Raw genomic sequence first — 23,596 nt, forward strand, 5'->3', positions numbered from 1 at the left:
TCTCCTTCGCAGAGGCTCCGATCATAAGGAACGGCGGGCGCTTTCGCCCATCGATAAGCGATCGAAAGCGGTCATCGCTACTGTCCCCTCGGCAGGCGAAGGAACACGATCGGGGTGGCCGCGTGATGGCGCTGGGCGGCGGGCCGGCTACGAGGTTCGGCATTCTCGGACCGCTGGAGGTCGCGGTCGGCGACCGGCCCGTGCACGTCGGCGGGCCGCGCCCGCAGGCGGTCCTGGCGACGCTGCTGCTGCACAGCGGGCAGACGGTGAGCACCGGCCGCCTGGTCGACCTGGTGTGGGAGGAAGCGCCACCCTCCTCGGTACGCGGGCAGGTGGCCGCGGCGATCTCGGCGCTGCGCGGCGCACTGCGCAAGGCGGGCGGCGACCCGGCCCTGATCGAGACCGTCGCGGGCGGTTACCGGGTGCCCGGGACGCTGGCCCTGGACGCGCTGACCGTCGAGCAGGGCATCGCCGCCGCCCGTCAGGAGGCGCTGGGCGGCAGGAAGGGCCAGGCCGCGGACATGTTCCGGGCGATGCTCAGGCTGTGGCGCGGACCCGTGCTCGGCGGCATCACCAGCTCCGCCCTGCTCAACGCGGCCAGCCGGTGGGAGGAACTGCGCCTGGCCGCGCTGGAGGAGTGCGCCGAGCTGGAGCTGGAGCTGGGCCACCACCGGGAGCTGACCGCCGAGCTGAGGAGCTTCGTCGGCGAGCACCCGCTGCGCGAGCGGGCCCGCGCCCAGCTCATGCTCGCGCTGTCGCGTTCCGGACGGCAGGCCGAGGCGCTGGCCGTCTACGACGAGGGCCGCAGGCTCATGGTCGACGAGCTCGGCCTGGAGCCCGGCCCGCGCCTGCGCGAGGTGCACAACATGATCCTCCTGGAGGATCCGGTCACCCGTGAGCCGGAGCGGGCGGTCGCCGACGTACGGCCCTCGCAGCTTCCGCCCGCCGCCTTCGCCTTCACCGGCAGACAGGCGGAGCTGGAGGAACTGGACGGCCTGCTCGGCAGCGGCGACGACGCCGTCCGGGTCAGCGTGGTGAGCGGGGCGGGCGGCATCGGCAAGACCGCCCTGGCCATGGCCTGGGCGCACCGCAGGGCCGAGCGCTTCCCCGACGGGCAGCTCTTCGCGGACCTGAGCGGGTTCACCCGCGGCAGCCGTCCAGCCGCGCCGGAGAACGTGCTGGACGGCTTCCTCCGGGCGCTCGGGGTGCCGGGGCAGCGGATCCCGCAGGGCCTCGCCGAGCGTACGGCGCTCTACCGCAGCATGCTCGTCGGGCGGCGGCTGCTGGTCGTGCTGGACAACGCGCACTCCGCCGACCAGGTCCGCCCGCTGCTTCCCGGCTCCGGGACCTGCCGGGTCATCGTCACCTCGCGCAAGAGGCTCAGCGGGCTCGTCGTCCAGGAGGGCGCGCGGCCGCTGGCCCTGGAGGTGCTGCCGCCCGCCGACGCGCACCTGCTGCTGCGCCGCATCGCCGGGCCGCGCCTGGTCGAGGGCGAGCACGCCGAGCTGGCCACGCTCGCCGAGCTGTGCGACCGGCTGCCGCTCGCGCTGCGCATCGCGGCGGCGAAGCTGGCGGTCGGCAGCGCGTGGTCGCCGGGGGAGCTGACCGTCAGCCTGCGCGCCGAGCGCCACCGGCTGAACGAGCTGCGCCAGGACGAGGAGCAACTGCGCAACACCTTCGAGCTGAGCTACCTCGACCTGCCGGAGACCGCGAGGCTCGCCTTCCGGCGGATCGGGCTGCTCCAGGGCGTCCGGGAGCTGGCCCCCTGGACCATGGCCGCGCTGCTCGGCACGTCGCTGAGAGGCGCGGAGGAGCTGTGCGAGGAACTGGCCAACGCCCAGATGCTCCAGCCCGCCAGGCGTGACGCCAGCGGTCAGCGCCGCTACACGATGCACGACCTGGTCCGCCTGTTCGCGATGGAGCGGGCCGAGGCGGAGGAGAGCCGGGAGCAGCGGACCGAGGCGCTCACCCGCGCGATCGGCGGCCTGCTCGCGCTGGCCGAGCGCGCCCGCAGGCTCGACTATCCCCGCTACGACGCCCTGCTCCTCCGGGGTACGGCGGCGCGCCACGACGTGGAGGCGCCACACCAGTTGGACGCCGATCCCATGGCCTGGCTCGACGCGGAACGCGCGACCCTGATCGCCTTCGTCACCCAGGCCGCCCGCCTCGGCTGGTCCGGCCTGGCGTGGGAACTGGCCGCGACCCCCGTCTACCTCTACGAGATGTCCGGGTACTTCGACGACTGGCGCACGGTCGTGGACGCCGCGCTGGCGGCGTGCAGGGAGACCGGCGACCGGCGCGGCGAGGCCGCGATGCTGTTGTCGCGGGGCGAGATCTTCCACCAGCGCCGGGCGCTCGACGAGTCGCAGGCCACCCTTGAGGAGGCCATGCGGATCTTCGAGGAGGTCGGCGACGACTACGGCAAGGCCCTCGCCCGTCGCTACCACGCCGTGGCCCGCCACTACCAGGGTGACGGCGACGAGGTGGTCCCGGACCTGTGGAAGGCCGTGGCCGTCTTCGAGCGGGTGGGCGACGTCAGCGCGGCGGCGGTGTCCCTCGGCAACATCGCTCTCCACCACACCGTGACCGGCCGTCCGGACCTGGCCGAGGAGCCACTCGTGCGGGCGCTGGCCCGTCCCCTCGGCAAGCGGATGGAGGCGCTCTTGACCAAGCGCCTGGCCGACGCCCTGCACGCGATGGGCAGGGCCCCGGAGGCGGTCGAGACGAGCAGGCGGGCCCTCCGGCTCGTGCGGGAGCAGCGTGACCAGATCGGCGAGGCGTGGATCCTGCTGACGCTGGGGGAGGCGCTGACTGAACTGGACGGGCCGCTCGGCCGCAAGGAGCTGACCTCGGCCCTGGCCGAGGCCGAGCGGCTCGGAGATCTCCTGCTCGCCGGCCGCGCCCACTTCGCCCTCGCCTGCCTGGGCGGCGACGGCGCCGACGAACATCTCGACCACGCCATCACCGCCTTCGACCGGCTGGGCGCAGGGCTCTGGCTGGAGAAGGCGATCAACCGCAAGAAACGATCCTGGAGGTCCTGACGATGAAGCGTCGCCTGTCCGCCCTTTTGCTGAGCGTCGCCGTAGTGCTCGGAGGGAGCGCCGCGGCGGCTCACCTCGAACCGCCGCAGCCGCCCGCCGCCCATACCGTCGTCGCGGGCGACTGCCCCGTCGAGCACGAGTGGTGCTAGGGGCGCCTTAGGTAGACGGTCGCGTGGGCGCCGGCCAGCAGGAACATCACGGCCGCGCCGACCAGGATGAGGTCGATACGGCCGCGCCCACCGGCCAGCCAGCCCACCAGGCCCAGCGAGGTGATCGAGGCCAGGCGCAGCGCCGAGGAGAAGACGGACAGGACCCGGGCGAGATGGTCGCGGCCGGTGGCGGCCAGCAGGATGGGCGACATCACGGTCTCGACGGTGCCGCCGGCGACGCCGTACCAGAACATGACCAGGGCGGCGAGCGGCGCGCTGTCGAGGCGCGCGTAGACCAGGCAGGTGAGGCCGCACAGCAGCAGGCCGCCGGCGAACAGCCGCTCCTTGCCCAGCCGCGCGTGGAGCGCGGCGGAGGCGAGCGCGCCGGTGAGGATGCCCGCGCCCAGCGCCGAGCTGATCACCCCGAACCAGGCCGGGTCGGCGCCCAGGTTGTCCTTGACGAAGAAGACGTTGAGCGAGCCGAACGCGCTCGCGCCCAGCATGACGATCATGCCCGCGCCCAGTACGGCCCGCAGCGTCCGGTCGCCGGCGATGAGGCGCAGCGGCGCGAGCATCTCCCGGCCCAGGTGGCGCTCGCGGGGCTCGGCCGTGGGCACGCGGACCCCGCGCAGGGCGAGGAAGGAGCCGGCGAACGAGGCCGCGTTGAGCGCGAAGCACATGCCCGGTCCGGCGGCGGCGAAAACGGCTCCGGCCAGCGCGGGACCGGCGATCATCGCGATCGCGGAGCCGGCCTGGGCGAAGCTCGCCGCCTGTTCGCGCTGGTCCCGTGGCACCACGTCGCTGAGGATGACGATGCGCGCCGGGTTGAAGAACTGCGTCGCCATGGACTGCGCGGCCAGGGCCAGCCCGCACAGGGCCAGCGTCGCCCCGACCGGCAGGGAGCCCGCCAGCCAGGGCAGGAGCGCGAATCCGGCGCCGATCAGCGTTCTGACCGCGTCGGCGGTCCTGGCGACGCGTACCTTGTCCCAGCGGTCCACCAGCGCCCCCGCGACCGGCGCGCCCGCCACCGTCACCACGGCCACGACGAGCAGGCTGGCAGCGGTGACGCTCGGCGCGTACGGCCGGTCGCGCAGCAGGACCGTGCCGATCCACAGCGCGATCGTGGTGGTGAACACGTAGTCGCCGGCCAGCGAGACGCTCTGCCCGAGCCAGAGTCGGCGGTAGGTCCGGTCGAGCAGGAGCCGCTTCATCGCCCTTCTTCCCTGGACAGCCGGCCGGCCGCCGCCGAAACGTCTTCGACGGCGGCCTTCCGGACCCGAACTAGTCGGTCGTGATGCTGATGCAGTGGCTGTCCCCCCGCTTGGGGGCCTCGGACTGCAGGGCGAGAATCTCGGCCATGGTGGTCACCTCCCTTCCGGTGTCGCGGCACTGAGGAAGGGCAGGAAGGACCCGCCCCCTCGGTACGCGGAGTCGAGGGCGAGCAGAACGCCCGCCGACCCTGTCGCCACGTCCATGGACAGGCGCAGGAGCTTGGTGCTCGGAAAGGCCAGATGCCCCCGGTACGGCTGCGCGTGCAGCGCCAGCCTCGGCACGTGCCCCATGAGCACGTCGTGGTCGCCGGGATGGCCGAGGTGCGCCAGCGTGGCGATGAACCCGGCCCTGCCGCGGAACAGGCTGGGCCCCCGCGTGAACGGCGCCCGGCAGCCGCGCCGCACCCCGGTGACCGCCGCGGACAGCTCCGCGTCCGGCCGGTGCCGCAGGTACTCGTGGGCGACGATCGCCAGCCCGGCGCTGCCGCCCTCGACGTACATGACATCGCGCCGCCGGGTGCCGTGGTCGACCAGGTGGAAGGTCTCGCCGCCCAGGAACTCGCCCCGGTCGAGGTCCTGCTGGAGCGCGGCGCGGGCGCGTTCCAGCCAGACCGGCTCGCCGGTGGTCTCGAACAGCCGGACGAAGCAGAGCGCCACCCCCGACATGCCGCGGATCAGCCCGCCCTCCGCCGGCTCGCGCACGCCGTCCAGCGTGGCCAGGCGCGCGCCGATGGCGGTCGCGGCGGCCAGGTGTTCCTCGTCGCCGGTCCTGCGGGCGAAGTGCAGGAGGTTGAGCGCGTGACCGGCGGCGCCGCTGAGCAGTCCCGCGGTCGCCACCCGGTCCTCGGCGGCGCGGGCCCGTTCCAGCACGGTCAGCGCGACGTCGGTGTGGCCCAGCAGGTCCAGGACGTGGGCGACGCCGTGGAGCCCGTCGTAGAGCCCCGGTTTGGCGTCCGGGCTGCGCAGCGCCTGGGCGGCCGTCCAGTCGGCGAAGGCCGCGGGCACCTCGGCGCCCACCCGGTGCAGCGCCATCAGCACCCCGGCCGACCCGTAGGCGAGCGTGAAGCCGCCGGTGGCGAACTGCTGCGGGCCGCCGGGGAACAGCGCGCCCTCCCGGGAGAAGCTCGCGCTCTCCATGATCCCCGCCACCAGCGAGTCCCGCACGTCGGGCCACGACACCTCGGCGCCGCTCAGCAGCCGGTCGGCCACGTCGCGCACGTCTCCGGTCAGCCCGAACCCGGCGGCCGCCTGCGCGGCGAAGCCCTCGTCCACGGGAAACAGATCGGTCACCGTGCCGATCGCGCGCCGTACCTGGGCGGGGGTGTGCTCCGGCCGCATGTTCATCGGCAGGTGGAGCCAGACGCGTACGCATTCGAGCTGGTAGCGGTCGGCCGCGGCGCCGCCCAGCGACTCCGGGGCGTGGAAGCCCGGGGCGCCGCCGTCCAGGACGGTGGTGTCGTCGAGGTCGCGGGCGTACTCGTAGTCGACGAGCACGACCTGGCCGTCGGGGCGGACGATGACGTTGCCCGGGTGCAGGTCGCCGTAGCGCACGCCGCGCCCGTGGATCAGGTCCAGCGCCTCGCCGATCCTGGCGGTGATCTCGGCGGCCCACTCGGTGTAGGCCCTGACCTCGGGCTCCGGCGGGCCGTAGGTGTTGTGCGCGTACGGGTAGCGGCGGACCATCTCCTCGAACAGGCTCACGCCCTCGACGTGCTCCTCGACCAGGAAGTGGTGCTCCCAGGCCACGTGGTGTGCGAGGAGGCGGGGCACGCAGGGCAGGCCGGCCAGCCGCCGCATGATGTCGCGCTGCACGTGCAGGCGGGCGACCGCGTCGCGGCCGTTGCGGTCGAGTCCGGCGTGCGGCCTGGCCTCGACCAGGACCACCCGCTCGCCCGTGCCCTCGCGGGTCGCGAGGTAGACGCCGCCGGCGTTGGAGTAGTGCATGACGCTCTCGACGGCGAAGGGGAAGTCGGCGCCCGTGTTGCCGCGCGCCTCCAGGTGCGGCTTCAGGACCTCGGGCGTCTCGACGTCCTGCGGCAGGACGAACCTGGGCTCGCGTACGTCGGGGACGATCCGGCCGTCCCCGTCGAGTCTGCCCGGCACCGGCTCGCCCTCCGGGCCCACGCAGGTGAGCCTGGTGAAGGCGCCGTAGCGGACCGACAGCGGGCCCTCGCCGATCCGGAGGTCGCTGAGCACGTAGGGGCCGGTGATGCCCTTGAGCAGGCGGCCGAGCGTGTCGAGCGCCTCGGCCAGCTCCTCGTCGTCGGCCGGGTAGACGGTGATGGTCTTGCCGCTGGCCGAGCGGTCGGCGTACTTGCCGTTGAGGAGCCGGATGGCGTGGCGGCTGCGCAGGAACTTGAACGGGAGGTCGTGTTCGACGCAGTAGTCCCAGACGATCGCGCAGGCGTGGTCGGCGTCGGCGGGCGTGACCGAGACGTGGATCTTCCAGCCGGTGCGCTTGAGCGGGCGGTAGGCGGGGCGCAGCCGTACCCACAGGTCCTTGTCGGTGCGTTCCCAGTGCGGCGGCGGCTGGCGGCGCGCGGTCTCCAGCCGGTCCGCCGCGTCGGCGATCCGGTCGGGGCGGGCGAAGAAGTCGGGGTCCGACTGGCAGAAGAGCGCGAGATGTTCCCACTCGATCATTGGTGTCCCCCTCGGCGTTGATCGGCTGGCCAAAGCCTGCACGGCGCCGCTGCGAGCCCGATATGAGGCGCTCATATCGGGTGCGAATCCCGCCTCCCTAACGTTTCGCCTCGCAACTCCCAGACAGGAAGGCAAGTCATGCTCAAGAAGGTTCTCCTCGGCGCCGCGGCGCTGGTGTCCCTGTCGATCGCGGCGCCGACGCCCGCGCAGGCGGAGGTCTCCGCCGCGGCGGCGGCGTGCAACGTGCAGCACGAAGGCTGGTTCAGCGGCGGCTCGGCCAACTTCTTCAGGTACGTGAAGGTCGTCAACGAGTGCGGGTACGCGAAGAAGGTCTGCGTCGACATCCCCACCTGGCCGGACGCGGGTCCCTACACGATCAAGGCCAACGAGCGGAAGAACCTCTGGTACGGCAACGCCTCCCACCCGCGTGGACGCGGTCTCTACCCCTGCTGAGGGGCGAGGGGGCCCTTGCCAAGCGGGTGAAGGTTCTTTACTGTCCTGACAAGTTAGGAAAGATTCCTAACTAAGGCGTCCCTCCTCCCCCCAAGGACCCCGCTGATGCCGCACGTTGTCAGAGCCATGGCCGCCGCCGCGGCCATGGTCGCAGCCCTCACCGCCCACCCCGCCGCGGCCGGTTCCGCGGCCGACCCCCTGCTCTCCCAGGGCAGGCCCGCGACCGCCTCGTCCATCGAGGCCGCCGGGTTCGAGGCCGCCAAGGCGGTGGACGGCAGCACCACCACCCGCTGGGCCAGCGCAGAAGGCCGCGACCCCGAATGGATCTCGATCGACCTCGGGACCACCGCGGCCATCTCCCGCGTGAAGCTGAACTGGGAAGCCGCCTACGCCAAGTCCTACAAAATCCAGACCTCGCCCAACGGCACCACCTGGACCGACCTCTACGCCACCACCACCGGCAACGGCGCCACCGACGACCTCACCGGCCTGTCCGGCAGCGGGCGCCACATCCGCATGCACGGCACCGCCCGAGGCACCACCTACGGCTACTCCCTCTGGGAGTTCGAGGTCTACGGCACCCAGGCGAGCGGCGACACGACGCCGCCCAGCACCCCGGCCAATCTCCGCTCCACCGCCACCACCTCCAGCAGCGTCTCCCTGGCCTGGAACGCCTCGACCGACAACGTCGCCGTCACCGGCTACGACGTCTACCGGGGCGCCACGCTGGTCAACACCGCCACCGGCACGACCTTCACCGACACCGGCCTGACCCCCGCCACGGCCTACACCTACACCATCAGAGCCCGCGACGCAGCGGGCAACACCTCACCCGCCAGCACCCCGGTCACCGCCACCACCCAGCAGGGCGGCGGCGGCCCCGCCGTACCGTTCGGCAGTCACGCCATCCCCTACGCGCCCGGCATGCTGAAGCCCTCAGGCGCCCAGGCGACGCTCGACCAGAAGGTGATCGACTACTACAAGCGGTGGAAGACGGCCTTCCTCCGGCAGAACTGCGGCAACGGCTGGTACCAGGTCATCTCCCCGGACGCCTCCCACCCGTACGTGGCCGAGGCTCAGGGCTACGGCATGGTGATCTCGGCGACCATGGCAGGAGCCGACCCGGACGCCAAGAAGATCTTCGACGGCCTCACCAAGTGGATGATCGACCACCCGTCGTCCATCAACCCCGACCTGCTGGCGGCCGAGCAGAACGACGCCTGCCAGAGCGTCAACGGCAGCGACGGCGCCACCGACGGCGACATGGACGTGGCCTACGGGCTGCTACTGGCCGACCGGCAGTGGGGCAGCAACGGCACGTACAACTACAAGAACCTCGCGGTGCGGCACATCAACGCCATCAAGAAGGACGAGCTCAACCCCACCACGAACCTGCTCAAGCTGGGCGACTGGAGCAGCCCCAGCGACCACCGCTACTACGTCTCGCGCACCTCGGACTGGATGACCGACCACTTCCGCGCCTTCAGGAAGGCCACCGGCGACCCCATCTGGGACACCGTGCGCAACGCCCACCAGAACGTGCTCGCCTCGCTGCAGTCCACCTACGCGCCGAACACCGGCCTGCTGCCCGACTTCGTGGTCGACACCAACACCTCGCCGCGCCCGTCGCCCGGCGAGATCCTGGAGACGCCCAACGACGGCAAGTACTGGTGGAACGCCTGCCGCGTGCCATGGCGCATCGGCGCCGACGCCGTCACCAGCGGCGACGCCAAGTCGCTCACGGCCGCGCGCAAGCTGAACACCTGGGTCAAGTCCAAGACCGGCGGCGACCCCGGCAAGATCGCCATGGGCTACCAGCTCAACGGCACGCAGATCTCCTCCGGCAGTGACGCCTCGTTCTTCGCCCCGTTCGCGGTGGCGGCGATGACCGACTCCGGCAGCCAGGTCTGGCTGGACGCGCTCTGGAACAAGATGCTGGCCACCCCGATCGACACCGGCAGCTACTTCGGGGCGAGCATCCAGCTCCAGGTCATGATCACCGCCACCCACAACCACTGGGTGCCCTGAGGTCTCCCGCCCGGCGCGGGCGCGTCCTCCTCGCGCCGGGCAGGATGGGGCGGGTGAACGAACGATCCATGTCCGACGAAGAGATCGCCCGCGCCCACGTCACCGCCCCGACCGTGCACAACGACCGCATCCACCTGGCCGACCACGACCCCGCCTGGCCGCGGCGCTTCGAGGAACGGGCCGCCGGCATCAGGGGAGCGCTCGGGGAGGTCAGGCTGGAGCACGTCGGGTCCACGTCCGTCCCCGGTCTGCCCGCCAAGCCGATCCTCGACCTGCTCCTGATCCTCGGGGATCCGGCCGACGAGGTGGCGTACGTGCCGGGGCTGGAGGCGCTCGGCTACGTGCTGACCATCCGCGAGCCGGACTGGTACGAGCACCGCCTGCTCAAGCTCGGCGGCGACCCGCCGGTCAACCTGCACGTGCTGCCTGAGGGGTGCCTGGAGGTGCGCCGCATGCTCGCGTTCCGCGACCGGCTGCGTACGCACAAGGAGGACCGCGACCTCTACGCGCGCACCAAGCGCGACCTGGCCGAACGCACCTGGAAGTACGTCCAGAACTACGCCGACGCCAAGACCCGGGTCGTGGAGTCGATCCTCGCCCGGGCCGGCGTCTGAGGCTCAGCGGGCCGGCCGGTCCTGGCGAAGCCGGCCCAGTGCGGTGGAGGCGCTCCGACACGTCGCCCCTGGGCAGGAACGCCGACCTCGAACCTGCCCGCCTGCACCTGGAGGATCTTCTCCACGCCCAGCCCGCGCATCCTGTGCGCCCTCAGCGGCTCGACAAAATAAAAATATACCCATACGCTTACCCCATGCCCAGAGTAGCCGACCACGCCCAACGCCGCCGCCAGGTGGTGGAGGCCACCATGCGCGTGATGGCGGCCAAGGGGATGGAGGGCGCGACGGTGTCCGAGGTGGCCGCGGAGGCGGGGGTCTCCGTGGGCCTCGTGCAGCGTTACTTCCCGGCCAAGGACGAGATGCTGCTGCTCACCTTCGAGTTCCTGGGCGCCCGGCTGATGGAGCGGCTGCACAGCGCCTGGGAGTCCGGCGGCCCGGTCAAGGACCGGCTGCGCCGCTGCCTGCTGGAACTGCTCCCCCTGGACGACGAACGTGCCGCCGAGCTCCGCGTCTACCAGGTCTTCTGCGGCAGAGCGGTGAGCAGCCCGCCACTGCGCCGCGTCCAGTCGGCCATGAACGCCGCCGCCCGCGCCGACCTCGCGGCGGCGATCGCGCTCGCGCGGGAGGAGGGCGAGGTCCCCGCGGACCGCGACCCGGCCGAGGCCGCCGCCCTGCTGTGGTCGCTGGTGGAGGGCCTGGGGCTCCATTCCTGCGCCGACCCGGACGGCCTGCCGCCCAGCACGGCCGCCAGGCTGATCGACAGGCAACTGACCCTGCTCTTCGGCTGATCCATGCTCTGTTTTTGACCAGACGTTCAGAAAAAGGGGGACAGCATGACCCAGGTACTCCCACCGGCCACCTACTTCGAGCCCGGCTGGTTCGACCGAGAGCAGCTGGAGCTGTTCGGCCGCACCTGGCGCTACGCGGGCGCCACCGGCGACTTCGAGAAGCCCGGCTCCTACCGCTCCGTCCAGGTCGGCCGCCACCCCCTCGTGGTGGTCCGCGGCCACGACGGCGAACTGCGCGCCTTCCACAACGTCTGCCGCCACCGGGGCACCGCCGTCCTGCCCGGCGACGGAAAGGTGACCAAGCACATCGTCTGCCCGTACCACAACTGGACCTACGGGCTCGACGGCTGCCTGCTGGCCGTGCCCCAGCGCAGGGAGGTCGACCCGGATCTCGACCGCGCCAAGCTCGGCCTGCACCCGGCCGCCGTGGCGCTCTGGCGCGGCCTGGTCTTCGTCCATCCGGATCCCGACCCGGAACCGCTCGCCGACTGGCTGGGCGACCTGACCGAACGCGTGGCGCCGTACGACCCGGAGCGGCTCGCCGAGATCGTGCCCGCACAGCGCTACGACCTCAGGTGCAACTGGAAGGTGTTCATGGAGAACGCCCTGGACAACTACCACCTCGGCTACGTCCACAAGGACAGCCTGATCGGCTACGACCACAAGCGGCAGGAACAGCACCCGTGCGGCCGCCGCCACTGGTTCTTCTACGAGCCGCCGCTGAAGCCGGGCCGGCTCACGCCCACCGACCTGGAGACCGGGCTGAAACCCGTCGCCGAGGAGCCCCGCTGGTACGGCTCCGCCTTCGGCCTCGTCTTCCCCAACCTGTTCGTCCTGACCAGCGCGGTCGGGTGGTCCTCGATCGAGGTGCTGCCCACGGGCCCGGAGACCACCACGATCGAGATCCGGGTACGCGCCCTGCCCGGCCAGACGACCAGGATGGCGCTCGGCCTGATCAAGGCGACCGCCAAGCGGGTCCTGCGCAGGCAGCCCGCCCTCGACCTCATCCAGGAGGACGTCTACTGCTGCGAGGCCGTACAGGTGGGCATCAGGTCGCCGCGCTTCTCCGTCGGCCCGATCGCCTACCGCTACGAGCGCGGCATCCAGGCATTCCAGCGCAACGTGCTCGACTACGTGCCGCTGGAGGCGTAGCGGCCGAGGACGTGGTCGAGGGTGGCGACCAGCCGCCGGGGCGGGTACTCGCCGGGATTCATCACCCCGTGCAGCGTCAGCCCGTCCACGACCGCGACCAGGGCGTCGGCGATCTCCTCCGGCTCCTGCTCGGCGCTCATCTCGCCCACGGCGACGGCGATGCGCACCAGCAGGCGTACCGTGTCACGCCACTCGCGGAAGCTGGCGTACCGGCGCTCGCGTAGCGCGGGCGAGGTCACCATCGAGCCCCACGACATGACCAGGACCTGCGTCTCCACGCTCGCCGCGCCGATCGGCAGCGCGGCCAGCAGCACCTCGCGCACCGCGTCGCGGCCCGAGCGCCCGGCCATGCGCGCGCCGAGCTCCTCGCGGGCCGCCGCGTAGGCGCGGTCCAGCGCGGCGTCGAGGATGGCGTCCTTGTCGGGGAAGTAGTAGGCGAGCAGCCCGTGCGCGTACCCGGCCTCCCTGGCGATCTCCCGCGTCGTCGTGCCGTCGAGCCCGAGCCTGCGGATGGTCCGCCAGGTCGCCGCGATCAGCTCCTCGCGGCGCGCGTCGTGGTCGACCACCTTCGGCATAGCTCCGCATGGTACGGCAGGCCTGTGCCAATTCTTGGCGTCCTTGACCGCGCAAAGGGCAGAAGGCGGGCAGTTATCGATGGACAGCCGTGAACCGACAAGGACAGGCCCCATGCGTGCACTCACCATCGCCCCCGGCACCGCCGGTTCCCTGCGCGTCGAGGACGTGCCCGACCCGGTTCCCGGCGCCGACGACCTGCTGATCGAGGCGATCGCGCTCGGCGTCTGCGGCACCGACCGCGAGATCGCGGAGGGTGAGTACGGCTGGGCCCCGCCCGGCCGCGACCGCCTGATCCTCGGCCACGAGAGCCTGGGCCGGGTCCGTGAGGCGCCGGAGGGCAGCGGCTTCGCGGCGGGCGACCTGGTGGTCGGCATCGTCCGCCGGCCCGACCCGGTGCCGTGCGGCGCCTGCGCGCACGGCGAGTTCGACATGTGCCGCAACGGCCGCTACACCGAGCGCGGCATCAAGGAGATCGAGGGCTTCGGCTCCGAGCTGTGGACCATCGAGACGGACTACGCGGTCAAGCTGGCCCCGGCCCTGGAGGAGGTCGGCGTGCTGATGGAGCCGGCCACCATCCTCGCCAAGGCGTGGGACCAGATCGAGCGCATCGGCACGCGGGCCTGGTTCGAGCCGCGCACCGTGCTGGTGACGGGCGCGGGGCCGATCGGGCTGCTGGCGGCGCTGCTCGGGGCGCGGCGCGGACTGGAGGTGCACATGTTCGACCGGGTCGCGACGGGTCCCAAGCCGGAGCTGGTACGCGACCTGGGCGGCACGTACCACACGGGCGACGTCGTGGAGGTGGCCGAGCGCCTGGCCCCCGACATCGTCGTCGAGGCGACGGGGGTCTCCGAGGTGGCGGTGGCCGTGATGACGACCAACGGGCCCGCGGGCGTCGTCTGCCTCACCGGCGTCACGCCGACCGGCCGGCCACTGCGGGTCGACGCGGGCACGCTCAACCGCAACATCGTGCTGGAGAACGACCTGATCTTCGGGTCGGTCAACGCCAACCGCCACCACTACGAGCTGGCCGCCAAGGCGCTCGCCGACGCCGATCCCGGCTGGCTGAAGCGCCTGATCACCCGCAGGATCCCGCTCGAACGCGCACACGAGGCGTTCGAGCCGGGCGACGACATCAAGGTCGTCCTCGACTTCGGCGGCTAGCCCGTCAGCCGGAGATGGCCTTCTCCAGCACGCGCAGTTCCTCGGTGTCGAGGTCACGCAGCGGCGCGCGGCAGTATCCGGCCGTGCGCCCCCTGATGCGCAGCACTCCCCGGTAGAGCGCCAGGTCGCCGACGCCGCGTACCGGCATCTGGAAGAGCATGCGGCGCAGCGGCAGCAGCCGCGCCCACCGCTCGCGCGCCAGGGTCAGGTCCTGCGCGCGCACGGCGTCCCAGACGCCGACGGCGGCGGCGGGGGCGATGTTGAGCAGCCCGCTGATCCAGCCGTGCGCGCCGCCGGCCAGCGCCTCCAGCGGCGCGGTGAAGCCGCCGTAGAAGGCGTGGAAGCCGGGCAGCGCGGACAGTTCGCTCAACTGGTGCACGGTGGGCAGCGTGCTCTTCACCCCGTGGACGGCGCCCTCGGCGTGCAGCGCGGCCAGGTCGGGAACGTCCAGCGCCGGGACGGCGGCGTTGGCGGGGATGTTGTAGACCCAGATCGGCAGCCCGCTCGCCGCGGCCACCGCGCGGTAGTGGCCGAGGACCTCCTCGCGGGAGGGCCGCTGGAAGTAGGGGAGCACGACCAGCGCCGCCGAAGCCCCCGCCGCCTCGGCGTGGGCGGTGAGGGCGACGGTCTCGGCGGTGGTGTACGCGCCGGTGCCGGCCAGCACGGGGACCCGGCCGGCGACCGTCTCCATGGCCGTCTCCAGCAGCGCCCTGCGCTCCTCGCCGGTCAGGGCCACGAACTCGCCGCTGGTGCCGCCGACGACCAGGCCGTGCGCGCCCTCGCGGACCAGCCAGTCCAGGTGGTCGCCCGTGGCGTCGAGGTCCAGCCGCCCGAACCGGTCGAACATGGTCAGCGCGGCCGGGTAGACGCCGTTCACCTGGTGCCGCCGGCGTCGTACTCGGGGCGGAAGGGGTGCTTGACGATCTCCTCGATGCGCAGCCTCGGACCGAGGCCGGGCGTGTCGGAGACCACCCACTCGCCGTTGCGCACCTGCGGCGGGTCCTCGGTGTAGCGCTCCCAGAACACCATCTGCTCCGGCGTCAGCATCGACTCGGAGATGAGCAGGTTGGGCAGCGTGGCGCCGAGTTGCCAGGTCGCCGCGCTGGCCAGGGGGCCGAAGGGGTTGTGGAAGGCGATCGACACCGCGTTGGCCTCGGCCAGCGTCGCGATGCGCTTGGCCGCGGTGATGCCGCCGCAGAAGATCACGTCCGGCTGCGCCACCGACAGGGCACGCCGTTCGAGGAACGGCGCCGCCGCGTACGGCCCCGCCCACCGCTCCCCGGCGGCGATCGGCGTCGTGGACCGGCGGGTCACCTCGGCCAGCCACTCCGGCCGCTCCGGCGGCACCGGCTCCTCCACGAACGCCAGCCGGTACGGCTCCAGCACCTCGCACAGCCGGATCGAGTTGGCCACGTTGAGCCGCCCGTGGCAGTCGAGCATCAGGTGCACGTCGGGCCCCGCGACCTCCCGCGCCGCCTCGAAGTACTCGGCCAGCAGCGGCCAGAACCAGTTGGGCAGCAGCTCGGTCTCGGTCTGCCTGGCCGGGATGGCGGCCGGCGTCTCGTGGTGGACGCTGGAGACCTTCGTGTAGAAGCCGGGCAGCGTGGTCTTGATCGCGGTGAAGCCCATGGCCAGCCGGTCGGCGATCTCGTCGGCGAACTGCTCGGGCGTCTCGGTCGCCCTGGCGTGCGTGTAGACGGGCACGGAGTCGCGGAACTTCCCGCCCAGTAACCGGTGCACGGGCACCCCGAGCGCCCTGGCGTTGAGGTCCCACAGGGCCACGTCGATGGCGGAGATCCCGATCGTCAGCAGCGTCCCGCCGAGGAAGGAGTCGCGGTACATGCGCTCGAAGTGCTGCTCGATGCGGGTGGGGTCCTTGCCGACGAGGTAGTCGCCGAGCTCCTCGACGATCGCGGAGACGGTCTTGGTCCGGCGGCGCATCGCGACCTCGGCCACTCCCTCCACGCCTTCGTCCGTCTCGATCTTGACGTAGATCGCGTTGTAGTACCCGAATTCTGCGATCCACTGCCGGACGGCGGTCACGCGCATGTGATGGCTCCTTCTCCCGATGATGTCTCATCGTCCGAATAGAAAGGACCTAAGTCAAGAGTCTCAAGTTTTGCGGCCAAAATCGGGCGGATGGTCTACGATGACGTGGAACATAGGACATGAGTGGAGGCGAGCCGTGGACACCGAGGCATTGCCGCGCGGGCGCGCGCTGCTGGGCACCCGAGTCGCCGCCCTGATCACGGACTACATCAGGAAGCAGGGCCTCAAGGAGGGCGACGAGCTGCCCTCGGAGGCCAAGCTGGCCGAGGAGTACGGCGTGAGCCAGCGCGTGGTCCGCGACGCCTTCCGCTCGCTCAGCCAGCAGGGCGTCATCCGCACCCGGCAGGGCAAGCGCGCCGTGGTCAGCGAGCTGCGCCCGGTCGCCGTCCACAGCTACTTCCGCCTGGCCATGGAGGCCGACGGCTCGGCCATAGACGAACTGGTCGAGATGCGGCTGGCCCTGGAGACCAAGGCCGCCGGGCTGGCCGCGGCCAGGATCACCGACGGCGAGCTGGAGGCCCTGCGGGCGCTGCTGGAGGAGGCCGACGCGGTCGGCGACGACCTGCACCGCCGGGTCGAGCTCGACCTCGCCTTCCACCTCGGCATCGTCAAGGCCGCGCGCAACCGCTTCTTCACCGCGGTGCTGGAGGCCCTGTCCGACGTGCTGGCCAACGAGCGCGAGAAGGGCAAGGAGCTGACGGAGTTCCTGGGCGAGACCCACGCCGAGAGCGACGCCGAGCACAAGGCCCTGCTGCTCGGCCTCGGCACTCGCGACGCGGCGCTGGCCGAGCAGCAGATGCGCGCACACCTGGAGCGTGTGCAGCGCACCTTCCGCGGCGACGACCTGGAGTAAGGCCACGGCCCTGTGGGGGCCGTGGCCCGGGGGTCACTCCCAGACCGGTGCTCGTTCCGCCTCCCGGTATCGGCGGTCGAACCCGGCCGTGCCGTCGTCCTCCCACACCTCCAGATCGGCCCCGCGCGGCTGCACCGGCAGGTTGCCCACGTACCTGCACTCCTCGAACAACTGCTTGATCCCGGCGTAGCGGCGCACCCGGCCGTCGCCCAGGTGGAAGCCGAGCAGCTTGCGCGACGGCTCCGGCGTGAACCCGTCCGGCACCCGCCAGCGCTCCAGCGCCTCCTCGTCGAACTCCACGCCCAGCCCCGGCCGCTCGGGCACCCTCGCGTAGCCGCCCCTGACCTCGATCGGCGTGGTGATCAGGTCGTCGGCGTAGACGTTGAGGCAGGTGACCGCCGGCCAGCGGGCGTGGGTGAGCACGGCGCCCAGGTGCAGTGTCCACGCCGTGGTCAGCCCCGGCCCGACGATCTGCAGGAACAGGTCCTTGTTGAAGGCCGCGGCCTGCACGCCCTGCGCGATCGTGCCCGCCACGCCCGCGTTGCACGAGACGAAGCCGTCGATCGCGTCCTCGCGCATCCAGACCGGGAACAGCGTCTTGTTGTAGTGCTCGGCCAGCGGCCGGTCGACGCGGGCGCGCAGCGCCTTCTGACCGGCCACGTCCGACTGCAGCACCGGTGACTCGTACACGCCGACGCGTGGGCTGCGGTCGAGCTCGCGCAGCACCTCCAGCGCCTCGCCCGGCGTGCGCAGCATGCCGTTCCAGTCCAGGTCGAGCACGTAGTTCTCCGGCGTGACCGCGGAGATGGCGGCCACCTGCTCGCGCACGTCGAACCACGGCCTGGCCTTGAGCTTGTGCGCCAGGTAGCCCTCGGCCAGCGCGTCCTTGGCCTCCTCGGCCAGCACCTGGGCGGGCATCTTCGTGCTCCACCAGGCCAGCGGGCACCACTGGCGGACCATCGGCTGGCCGAGCAACCGGTGCACGGGCACCTCCAGGGCCCTGCCGACCACGTCGTACAGGGCCATCTGGAGGCCGGCGCCGAGCGTGTCGTCGCCCATCAGCTCGGCGGGGTGACGGCCGACGACCCGGGCCACCGTGGCGTCGGTGGTCCTGGCCCAGGTGTAGTGGGGCAGGCTCTCGCCGTACCCGATGAGGCCGGGGGAGTTGGTGCGGACCCGCACCACCTCCACGACGGCGAACTCGGAGACGAGGATCTCGTTCCACGGCCGCGAGCGCTCCCTGAACGGCACCCGCAGGGTGACGCGCTCGACGGCGGTGACGCGCAGGCTCACGGAGCCTCCTTGGCGATGTTGAGCAGGGAGACGTCGTCGAAGTCCACCGTGATGTCGGCGGCGCTGTCCACCAGGAAGATGAGCTCGACCATGCCGACGGCGACGTTGCGGGCCTTGTCGGGGATCTCGCAGTCGAGCCTGAGCGGGGTCCAGGTGTCGTCGGCGCGCAGGCTGATCACGGGGGAGCGCACGGAGCTGCTCGGGATGGGGGTCCCGGCCGCGTCGCACAGGTCGAGCGCGAGCTGCACCGACGCCGAGGTGCCCGCGGGCGCCCGGTAGGAGGCGGTGAGCCTGGCCAGGCCGGGCGTGACGGCGATCTTCTGGCACGGACCACCCCAGCCCCTGCCGCCGACCCGCAGCACGGCCTGGTCCGGCGGCCGGGAGACGGCTCTGGTGCCGTTGGAGCGGGGCAGCAGCGTCCAGGGCGGCAGGCCGGTGTCCAGGGTGGGGTTGACGACGAGGTTGGGCGCGGGCACGCCGCGCAGGACGAGCGCGGCGTAGGGGTTGGTGGCCGACAGGCTGGTGGCCAGGTCGGTGACGGGGCCGCCGGCGGGCTCGTGGGCGCGGATGTAGGCGACGAGGCTCCAGTACTCGCCGGCGTTCCAGCCCGTCCAGGTCAGGTTGGGGTGGGAGGCCGGGTTCATCTGCAGCACCAGCACCGGATCGGTGGCGAACTCCTTGATCAGCGCCAGCCGCCGCGCCGCCTGGTCGAGCCGCTGCTGGTGCGCGTCCGCGCCGCTCCGCAACATCGTGAGCGCGGCCTGCTGCGTCGCGGGCGGCGTGACCGTGCGCGGGTAGCTGAGCGCCGAGGCCTCGTAGAACTCGTACGCGCGCCGCAGCACCGTCGCCCTGGCCCGCTGCGGCGCCGTGGCCGCCCGCGCCACCACCGAGTCCAGCAGGGTACGGCTGCGCGTCAGATCACCCTCCTCGACCAGGTCGAGATAGTGCGGCAGGTTGAACGTCTGGTAGGTGGCGCCCGGCAGGAACCACGCCGAGCCCGGCACCCGCTCCGCCCAGAACCTCTCCCATAAATCGAAATATGCCGCCAGATCCCCGGAGGCCGCGGTGCCGACCGCGCGCTCGCACCACTCCCGCTGGAGCGCCAGCGGGTCGGCGCCCGCGTCCCACTGCAGCTTGGCGCTCACCCACGGCTTGGGCCCCTCGCCCCAGTTCGGGTAGAGCTCGGCGTAGTGGGCGACGATCCCGCGGGCCTTCGCGTAGCGCATGGTCTTGGCGTAGCGGCGGGTGAACATCCTGGGCAGCAGGTACGGCGCGCCGTACAGATAGTCGTAGAACCCGAGCTGCGAGCAGACCGCCAGCCATCGGTCGATCAGCGCGTGCGCGGCCGTCTCGACGGCGGGGTCGGTCCAGGCGTAGCGGTCGTGCGTGAGGAAGGGCACCACCTGCCGGTGCAGCGCGAACGACGGCGGCGTCTCCAGCTTGCGGTAGGCCAGCAGCCCGAACCGCTTGCCGGGACGCGTGAGCAGCACCCGCCTGACCACCTCGTTGACCCAGGCGTAGTAGGCGGGCACCGGATCGACCTCGGCGAAGCCCTCGCCGTCGTTGACCCCGAGCGAGAACGAGGCCGCGCCCGGGTTGGCGGCGAAGTACTCCAGGATGCCGGTGACGGCGGCGTCGATCGTGCCGGGCACGCTGAAGGCGGGCTGCCAGCCGGTCAGCTTGCCGGGCGGCGGCGGCTTGCCGCCCGGGTAGTACTCGGGGTGCGTCTGGCCGTAGCGCTCGACGGGGAAGAGCGTGTGCAGGTTGTGGTGGAAGGCGATGGGCTCGGTGGCGGTGCCCTGCATGCGGTTGCGGCGGGCCCACAGTTGCTGGAGCGGGTAGCGGGCGTCGCGCAGCGGGCTGAAGGAGCGCATCCCGAAGGCGGGCTGCTGGCAGAGCGCGACCGCGGGCACCTCCAGGCCGGACAGCGCGGGCACGTCGTCGCCGTCGGGGCCCGGCATCAGCCAGCGCACCCCGGCGTAGCGCTCCAGGAACTCGCGCACGCCGTTGGCGGTGCCCGCCGGGCTCGGGCCCACCAGGGTGAGGCTGCCCTGGTAGGGGCGGATCAGGAAGCCGTCCCTGTCCAGCTTGGCCAGCAGGCCGGGCACGGCGGGGTCGGGCCCCGGCACGCCCACGTGGACGGGGGTCAGGCCGGGGGCGGCGGTTCTCGGCAGGCGCACCCCGGTGGCGCGCTCGACGTAGGCGATCAGCTCGGCCGCGGCCTCCTCGGAGTCCGGCGCGGCCAGGACGGCTGCCGCCGCCCTGCCGTCCCTGACGATCGGCAGGCCCGCCTTGGGGCGGATCCACGGTGTGGCGGCTACGGCCCCGGCGAGGCCGAACAACTGGCGGCGTCTCATGTTCACTTTCCGTATCCGGCGGCGATGCCCTCGATGAGGCGGCTGCTCATCCACAGGTAGAGCAGCAGCAGGGGGATGACGACGATGCAGATCCCGGCGAACAGCACCGACCAGCGGGCGCCGGTGTACTGCATGGTCTGGATGAAGTTCAGGAGCGTCAGCGAGATCGTCTTCTTCTCCTGCAGGAACGACAGGGCGAAGAACGTCTCGCCCCAGTCGCCGATGGCCTGCAGGATGAACAGCGCCAGCAGCCCCGACCTGGTCAGCGGCAGCATGATCCGCCAGTAGGTGCGGTAGGGGCCGCAGCCGTCGAGCGCCGCGGCCTCCTCGAGCTCGCGGGGAAGCGAGGAGAAGAAGGCGGTCAGGAAGAAGACGGCGAACGGCAGGTTGGTGGCGACGTAGACGATCAGCAGGCCGCCGAGCGAGTCGATCAGCCCGAGCCGGTCCAGGCCCAGGTAGATCGGGATCATGATGGCCGGGGCGGGGATGCCGAGGCCCAGCGCGAAGAAGACGGTGACCGGGCCGGACAGCCGCCAGCGGAAGCGCGCCAGCACGTACGCCGCGGGCGCGGCCAGCACGATCGTGCCGAGCCCGCTGCCGACCACCAGCAGCAGCGAGTTGAGCACGCCGTCGCCGAAGGCGGCCGAGGTCCAGGCCTCGCCGTAGTTGCCCCACTGCGGGGAGGCGGGCAGGCCCCAGGGGTCCTGGACCACCTCCCGCGTGGTCTTCAGCGACGACAGGGCCATCCAGGCCACGACGAACAGGTCGAACAACGCCAGCGACCAGGCCAGCGGCATGGCGAGGAGTCTCATGTGACCTCCTTGCGCTAGTAGGTGGCCTGCTCGCGGCGGCCCATGACCCGCCGGACCAGGACGGTGAGCACGACCGTGAGCAGCATGGTCAGGACGGCCGCCGCCGAGGCGATGCCGTACCTGGGGACGCCGTCGGAGGGGAAGGCTCCGGCGTAGGCGTAGACGGAGAACGTCCACAGGCCGGTCGGCGGCAGGCTGCCGGTCGCCCCGGCGAAGACCAGCACGAACTCGAACGTCTTCAGCGCGCCGATCGCCCACAGCACCGCGCAGACGCCGATGACGTCCCACATCAGCGGCAGCGTGATGTGCCAGAAGCGCTTGAGCGGACCGGCGCCGTCGAGTTCGGCGGCCTCGTAGTAGTAGCGCGGGATGCGGTCGGCCGCGGCCATGAAGATGACCGTGTACGTGCCCGCGGCCAGCCACGTCATCCCGGCCATGACCGTGGTGAACATGTTCTCCGGCGCCAGCCACAGCGGCGGCTCGGCCACCCCGAGCGCCTTCAGCACCGAGTTGGCCAGGCCGTCGGGGTCCAGCAGGAAGCCCCAGAGGATCGCGATCACCAGTCCGGGCACCAGGCTCGGAAAGAAGATCACCGCCCGCACGAACTTCCTGCCGGCCATGTCCTGCAGCAGCATGGTCAGCGTGAACGCGATGACGAACACCGCCGCGCCCACCAGCACCAGGATCTTCATCGTGTTGGCGAAGGAGGTGCCGAAGACGGGGTCGGCGACCATCTCGCGGTAGTTGGCGAGGCCGGCCCACTCCATCGCGCCGACCCCGGCCCACTCGTTGAAGCTGATCCAGACCGTGATCACGCTCGGCACGATCATCACCAGCGCGTACACCAGCAGCGCGGGCAGCAGGAACGGGCCGATCATCCGCCGCCTGGCCGCCTCGAACGGGCTGCCGCCGCCCCGCGGCCGGGGAGCGGCCTTGACCGGAGGCCGCTCCAGCACCGCGGTCATCCCTTGGACTTCCAGTAGGCGGCCGACTGCTCGGCCATCTGCTTGGCGAAGTCGGCGGCGCCGATCTTGCCGAACAGCAACTGGTCGCTGAGCGGCAGCAGGACCTTGGCGTTGAAGTCGCCCATGTCCTGGACGTCGGCCTTGTTGATCTCGCCGCTGTCGAGCGCCGCCTTCAGGTCGGCCACCTGCGGCGCGGCGGGCACGTCCTTGCGCACCGACATCTCCAGCGCCACACCGGCCACCTTGTCCTGGTACTTCTTCTGCAGGAAGAACGCCAGGAACTTCTTGGCCGCGTCGGGGTTGGCCGCCTTGACCGGGATGCCGAAGCCGGTGGTGGTGACGTTCATCGTGGGCGCCCTGCCCTCGACGGACGGGAAGCGGAACGCGCGGAACTCCAGCCCGGGCTTGGCGTACGGCGCGACCTCCTTGGGCAGGTAGGTGCCCTGGTAGAGGAAGTCGGACTCGCCGTTGGCCCACTTCTGCTGCATGGCGGGGAACTTGGCGGCGTTGAAGCCGTCGGGGAAGTAGCCGCCCTTGGCCAGCGCCTCCACCATCTGGGCCGCCTTGAGCACCTCGGGCCTGAGCCAGCCCTGGCCGCTCTTGTCCGGGGCCAGCGCGTGCCAGCCCTCGTCGCCCATGATCGCGCGGGCGAAGTGCTCCAGGTAGCGCAGGTTGTAGTTGGGGATGCTGCCGTCCTGGCCGAGCGGCCTGCGGCCCTGGGCCTTGCGCTCGTCGAGGACCTTCACGAACTCCTCCCAGGTCTTGGGCGTGGTGGCGAAGTCCTTGCCGTTGTAGAACCAGCCGTACGTGGAGACCTGGTAGGGCATCTGGGCCAGGACGCCCTGCGACGAGGTGGCCATGCGCTTGTACGCCTCGCCGACGGTCTGCCCGACCGTGGCCTGTTCGCCCTGGACCGTGGCGGCGTACACGTCGGACAGGTCGAGCGCGCCCTTGGCGGCGGCGAACTGGCGGGTCAGCTCCCTGTTGTTGCCCTCGATCAGGTCGGCGGGCACGTTGGCGGTGTTCAGGCTGGGCAGGAACGACTTCATCGCGGTGCGGCCCTTCCACTGCACCCTGACCTTGACGCCGGTCGCCTGCTCGAAGTCCTTGAACGCCTCGGCGAGCACCTTCTGGTTCGGCTCGCCTTCCGACCACATGCTCCATACGCGCAGTTCGGCCGCCTTGTCGCCGCTTCCTCCGGAGCCGCAGGCGGTGGCGGCCAGGGGGAGGGCGAGCAGGCTCGCAGCGATTCTTAACCTCATGTTTCTTGCCTCTCGCCAAGTAAGACATAGGACAGACCATCGTGTGTGCTCACGGTACAGCGCAATGCTCGTGGGTCAATAGCCCACTTGACGGACATGTCGCCGAGGCATACATTCCGCTCAATCTTCCGT

19 protein-coding genes are annotated in these 23,596 nt (G+C 71.7%); 9 read left to right on the forward strand and 10 right to left on the reverse strand.

Annotated elements, in window-relative coordinates:
* Positions 1-125: 125 nt before the first annotated feature.
* Together ACIBEJ_RS46650 and ACIBEJ_RS46655 are read left to right on the forward strand one after the other, a co-directional pair.
* Positions 126-3,041 carry a BTAD domain-containing putative transcriptional regulator gene (locus tag ACIBEJ_RS46650; protein ID WP_397189547.1) on the forward strand — a complete coding sequence of 972 codons (2,916 nt, stop codon included), beginning with the start codon at positions 126-128 and terminating at the stop codon, positions 3,039-3,041.
* A 2-nt stretch (positions 3,042-3,043) separates the two neighbouring features.
* A complete protein-coding gene (locus ACIBEJ_RS46655) occupies positions 3,044-3,190 on the forward strand; it encodes a hypothetical protein (protein WP_397189449.1) in 147 nt (48 codons plus the stop codon).
* On the opposite strand, the gene ACIBEJ_RS46660 is transcribed toward ACIBEJ_RS46655, so the two are convergent.
* A complete protein-coding gene (locus tag ACIBEJ_RS46660; protein ID WP_397189450.1) occupies positions 3,187-4,401 on the reverse strand; it encodes an MFS transporter in 1,215 nt (404 codons plus the stop codon). The two genes, ACIBEJ_RS46655 and ACIBEJ_RS46660, sit on opposite strands and share 4 nt — an antisense overlap.
* 153 nt (positions 4,402-4,554) lie before the next feature.
* The gene (lanKC, locus tag ACIBEJ_RS46665; RefSeq protein WP_397189451.1) at positions 4,555-7,101 is read right to left on the reverse strand and encodes a class III lanthionine synthetase LanKC; all 2,547 of its coding nucleotides are present in this window, start codon (positions 7,099-7,101) and stop codon (positions 4,555-4,557) included.
* A 138-nt stretch (positions 7,102-7,239) separates the two neighbouring features.
* Here lanKC and ACIBEJ_RS46670 point away from each other — a divergent pair, with 138 nt between their 5' ends.
* The 5 genes from ACIBEJ_RS46670 to ACIBEJ_RS46690 all read left to right on the forward strand — a co-directional run bounded on the left by ACIBEJ_RS46670 (position 7,240) and on the right by ACIBEJ_RS46690 (position 12,136).
* Positions 7,240-7,554 carry a hypothetical protein gene (locus ACIBEJ_RS46670; RefSeq protein WP_397189452.1) on the forward strand — a complete coding sequence of 105 codons (315 nt, stop codon included), beginning with the start codon at positions 7,240-7,242 and terminating at the stop codon, positions 7,552-7,554.
* 105 nt (positions 7,555-7,659) lie between these two features.
* Complete coding sequence (locus ACIBEJ_RS46675) at positions 7,660-9,582, forward strand: glycosyl hydrolase family 8 (RefSeq protein WP_397189453.1); 1,923 nt, start codon at positions 7,660-7,662, stop codon at positions 9,580-9,582.
* Between the two features lie 44 nt (positions 9,583-9,626).
* A complete protein-coding gene (locus ACIBEJ_RS46680) occupies positions 9,627-10,196 on the forward strand; it encodes a GrpB family protein (RefSeq protein ID WP_397189454.1) in 570 nt (189 codons plus the stop codon).
* A 194-nt stretch (positions 10,197-10,390) separates the two neighbouring features.
* A complete protein-coding gene (locus tag ACIBEJ_RS46685) occupies positions 10,391-10,984 on the forward strand; it encodes a TetR/AcrR family transcriptional regulator (protein ID WP_397189455.1) in 594 nt (197 codons plus the stop codon).
* Between the two features lie 45 nt (positions 10,985-11,029).
* Positions 11,030-12,136: an aromatic ring-hydroxylating dioxygenase subunit alpha gene (locus ACIBEJ_RS46690; RefSeq protein ID WP_397189456.1), complete on the forward strand. Its 1,107-nt coding sequence runs from the start codon at positions 11,030-11,032 to the stop codon at positions 12,134-12,136.
* Here ACIBEJ_RS46690 and ACIBEJ_RS46695 read toward each other — a convergent pair.
* On the reverse strand, positions 12,115-12,711 hold the full coding sequence (locus tag ACIBEJ_RS46695; RefSeq protein WP_397189457.1) for a TetR/AcrR family transcriptional regulator: 597 nt from the start codon (positions 12,709-12,711) through the stop codon (positions 12,115-12,117). The two genes, ACIBEJ_RS46690 and ACIBEJ_RS46695, sit on opposite strands and share 22 nt — an antisense overlap.
* Before the next feature lie 112 nt (positions 12,712-12,823).
* On the opposite strand from ACIBEJ_RS46695, the gene ACIBEJ_RS46700 reads away from it, so the two are divergent.
* Complete coding sequence (locus tag ACIBEJ_RS46700) at positions 12,824-13,873, forward strand: glucose 1-dehydrogenase (RefSeq protein WP_397189458.1); 1,050 nt, start codon at positions 12,824-12,826, stop codon at positions 13,871-13,873.
* 4 nt (positions 13,874-13,877) lie between these two features.
* Here the strand turns inward: ACIBEJ_RS46700 and ACIBEJ_RS46705 are convergent, their stop codons facing one another.
* Entirely contained in the window at positions 13,878-14,750 is an 873-nt protein-coding gene (locus ACIBEJ_RS46705) for a dihydrodipicolinate synthase family protein (RefSeq protein ID WP_397189459.1), read from the reverse strand.
* Positions 14,747-15,922 carry a mandelate racemase/muconate lactonizing enzyme family protein gene (locus ACIBEJ_RS46710; protein ID WP_397189460.1) on the reverse strand — a complete coding sequence of 392 codons (1,176 nt, stop codon included), beginning with the start codon at positions 15,920-15,922 and terminating at the stop codon, positions 14,747-14,749. The genes ACIBEJ_RS46705 and ACIBEJ_RS46710 overlap by 4 nt, the downstream gene beginning before the upstream one ends.
* Before the next feature lie 136 nt (positions 15,923-16,058).
* On the opposite strand from ACIBEJ_RS46710, the gene ACIBEJ_RS46715 reads away from it, so the two are divergent.
* On the forward strand, positions 16,059-16,775 hold the full coding sequence (locus ACIBEJ_RS46715) for a FadR/GntR family transcriptional regulator (protein WP_397189461.1): 717 nt from the start codon (positions 16,059-16,061) through the stop codon (positions 16,773-16,775).
* Between the two features lie 33 nt (positions 16,776-16,808).
* Here ACIBEJ_RS46715 and ACIBEJ_RS46720 read toward each other — a convergent pair whose 3' ends face one another.
* The 5 genes from ACIBEJ_RS46720 to ACIBEJ_RS46740 are packed head-to-tail and all read right to left on the reverse strand — an operon-like array spanning position 16,809 to position 23,464.
* Entirely contained in the window at positions 16,809-18,068 is a 1,260-nt protein-coding gene (locus ACIBEJ_RS46720) for a mandelate racemase/muconate lactonizing enzyme family protein (protein ID WP_397189462.1), read from the reverse strand.
* Positions 18,065-20,425: a DUF4838 domain-containing protein gene (locus ACIBEJ_RS46725; protein WP_397189463.1), complete on the reverse strand. Its 2,361-nt coding sequence runs from the start codon at positions 20,423-20,425 to the stop codon at positions 18,065-18,067. The genes ACIBEJ_RS46720 and ACIBEJ_RS46725 overlap by 4 nt, the downstream gene beginning before the upstream one ends.
* 2 nt (positions 20,426-20,427) lie before the next feature.
* The gene (locus tag ACIBEJ_RS46730; RefSeq protein ID WP_397189464.1) at positions 20,428-21,237 is read right to left on the reverse strand and encodes a carbohydrate ABC transporter permease; all 810 of its coding nucleotides are present in this window, start codon (positions 21,235-21,237) and stop codon (positions 20,428-20,430) included.
* Between the two features lie 14 nt (positions 21,238-21,251).
* Positions 21,252-22,202, reverse strand: a complete 951-nt coding sequence (locus ACIBEJ_RS46735; protein WP_397189465.1) for a carbohydrate ABC transporter permease — start codon at positions 22,200-22,202, stop codon at positions 21,252-21,254.
* Positions 22,199-23,464 (reverse strand): ABC transporter substrate-binding protein, encoded by a 1,266-nt coding sequence (locus tag ACIBEJ_RS46740; protein ID WP_397189466.1) that lies wholly within the window; start codon positions 23,462-23,464, stop codon positions 22,199-22,201. The genes ACIBEJ_RS46735 and ACIBEJ_RS46740 overlap by 4 nt, the downstream gene beginning before the upstream one ends.
* Between the last annotated feature and the right edge of the window lie 132 nt (positions 23,465-23,596).

This window comes from Nonomuraea sp. NPDC050790, from assembly GCF_044456745.1.
Classification (GTDB): Bacteria; Actinomycetota; Actinomycetes; order Streptosporangiales; family Streptosporangiaceae; genus Nonomuraea.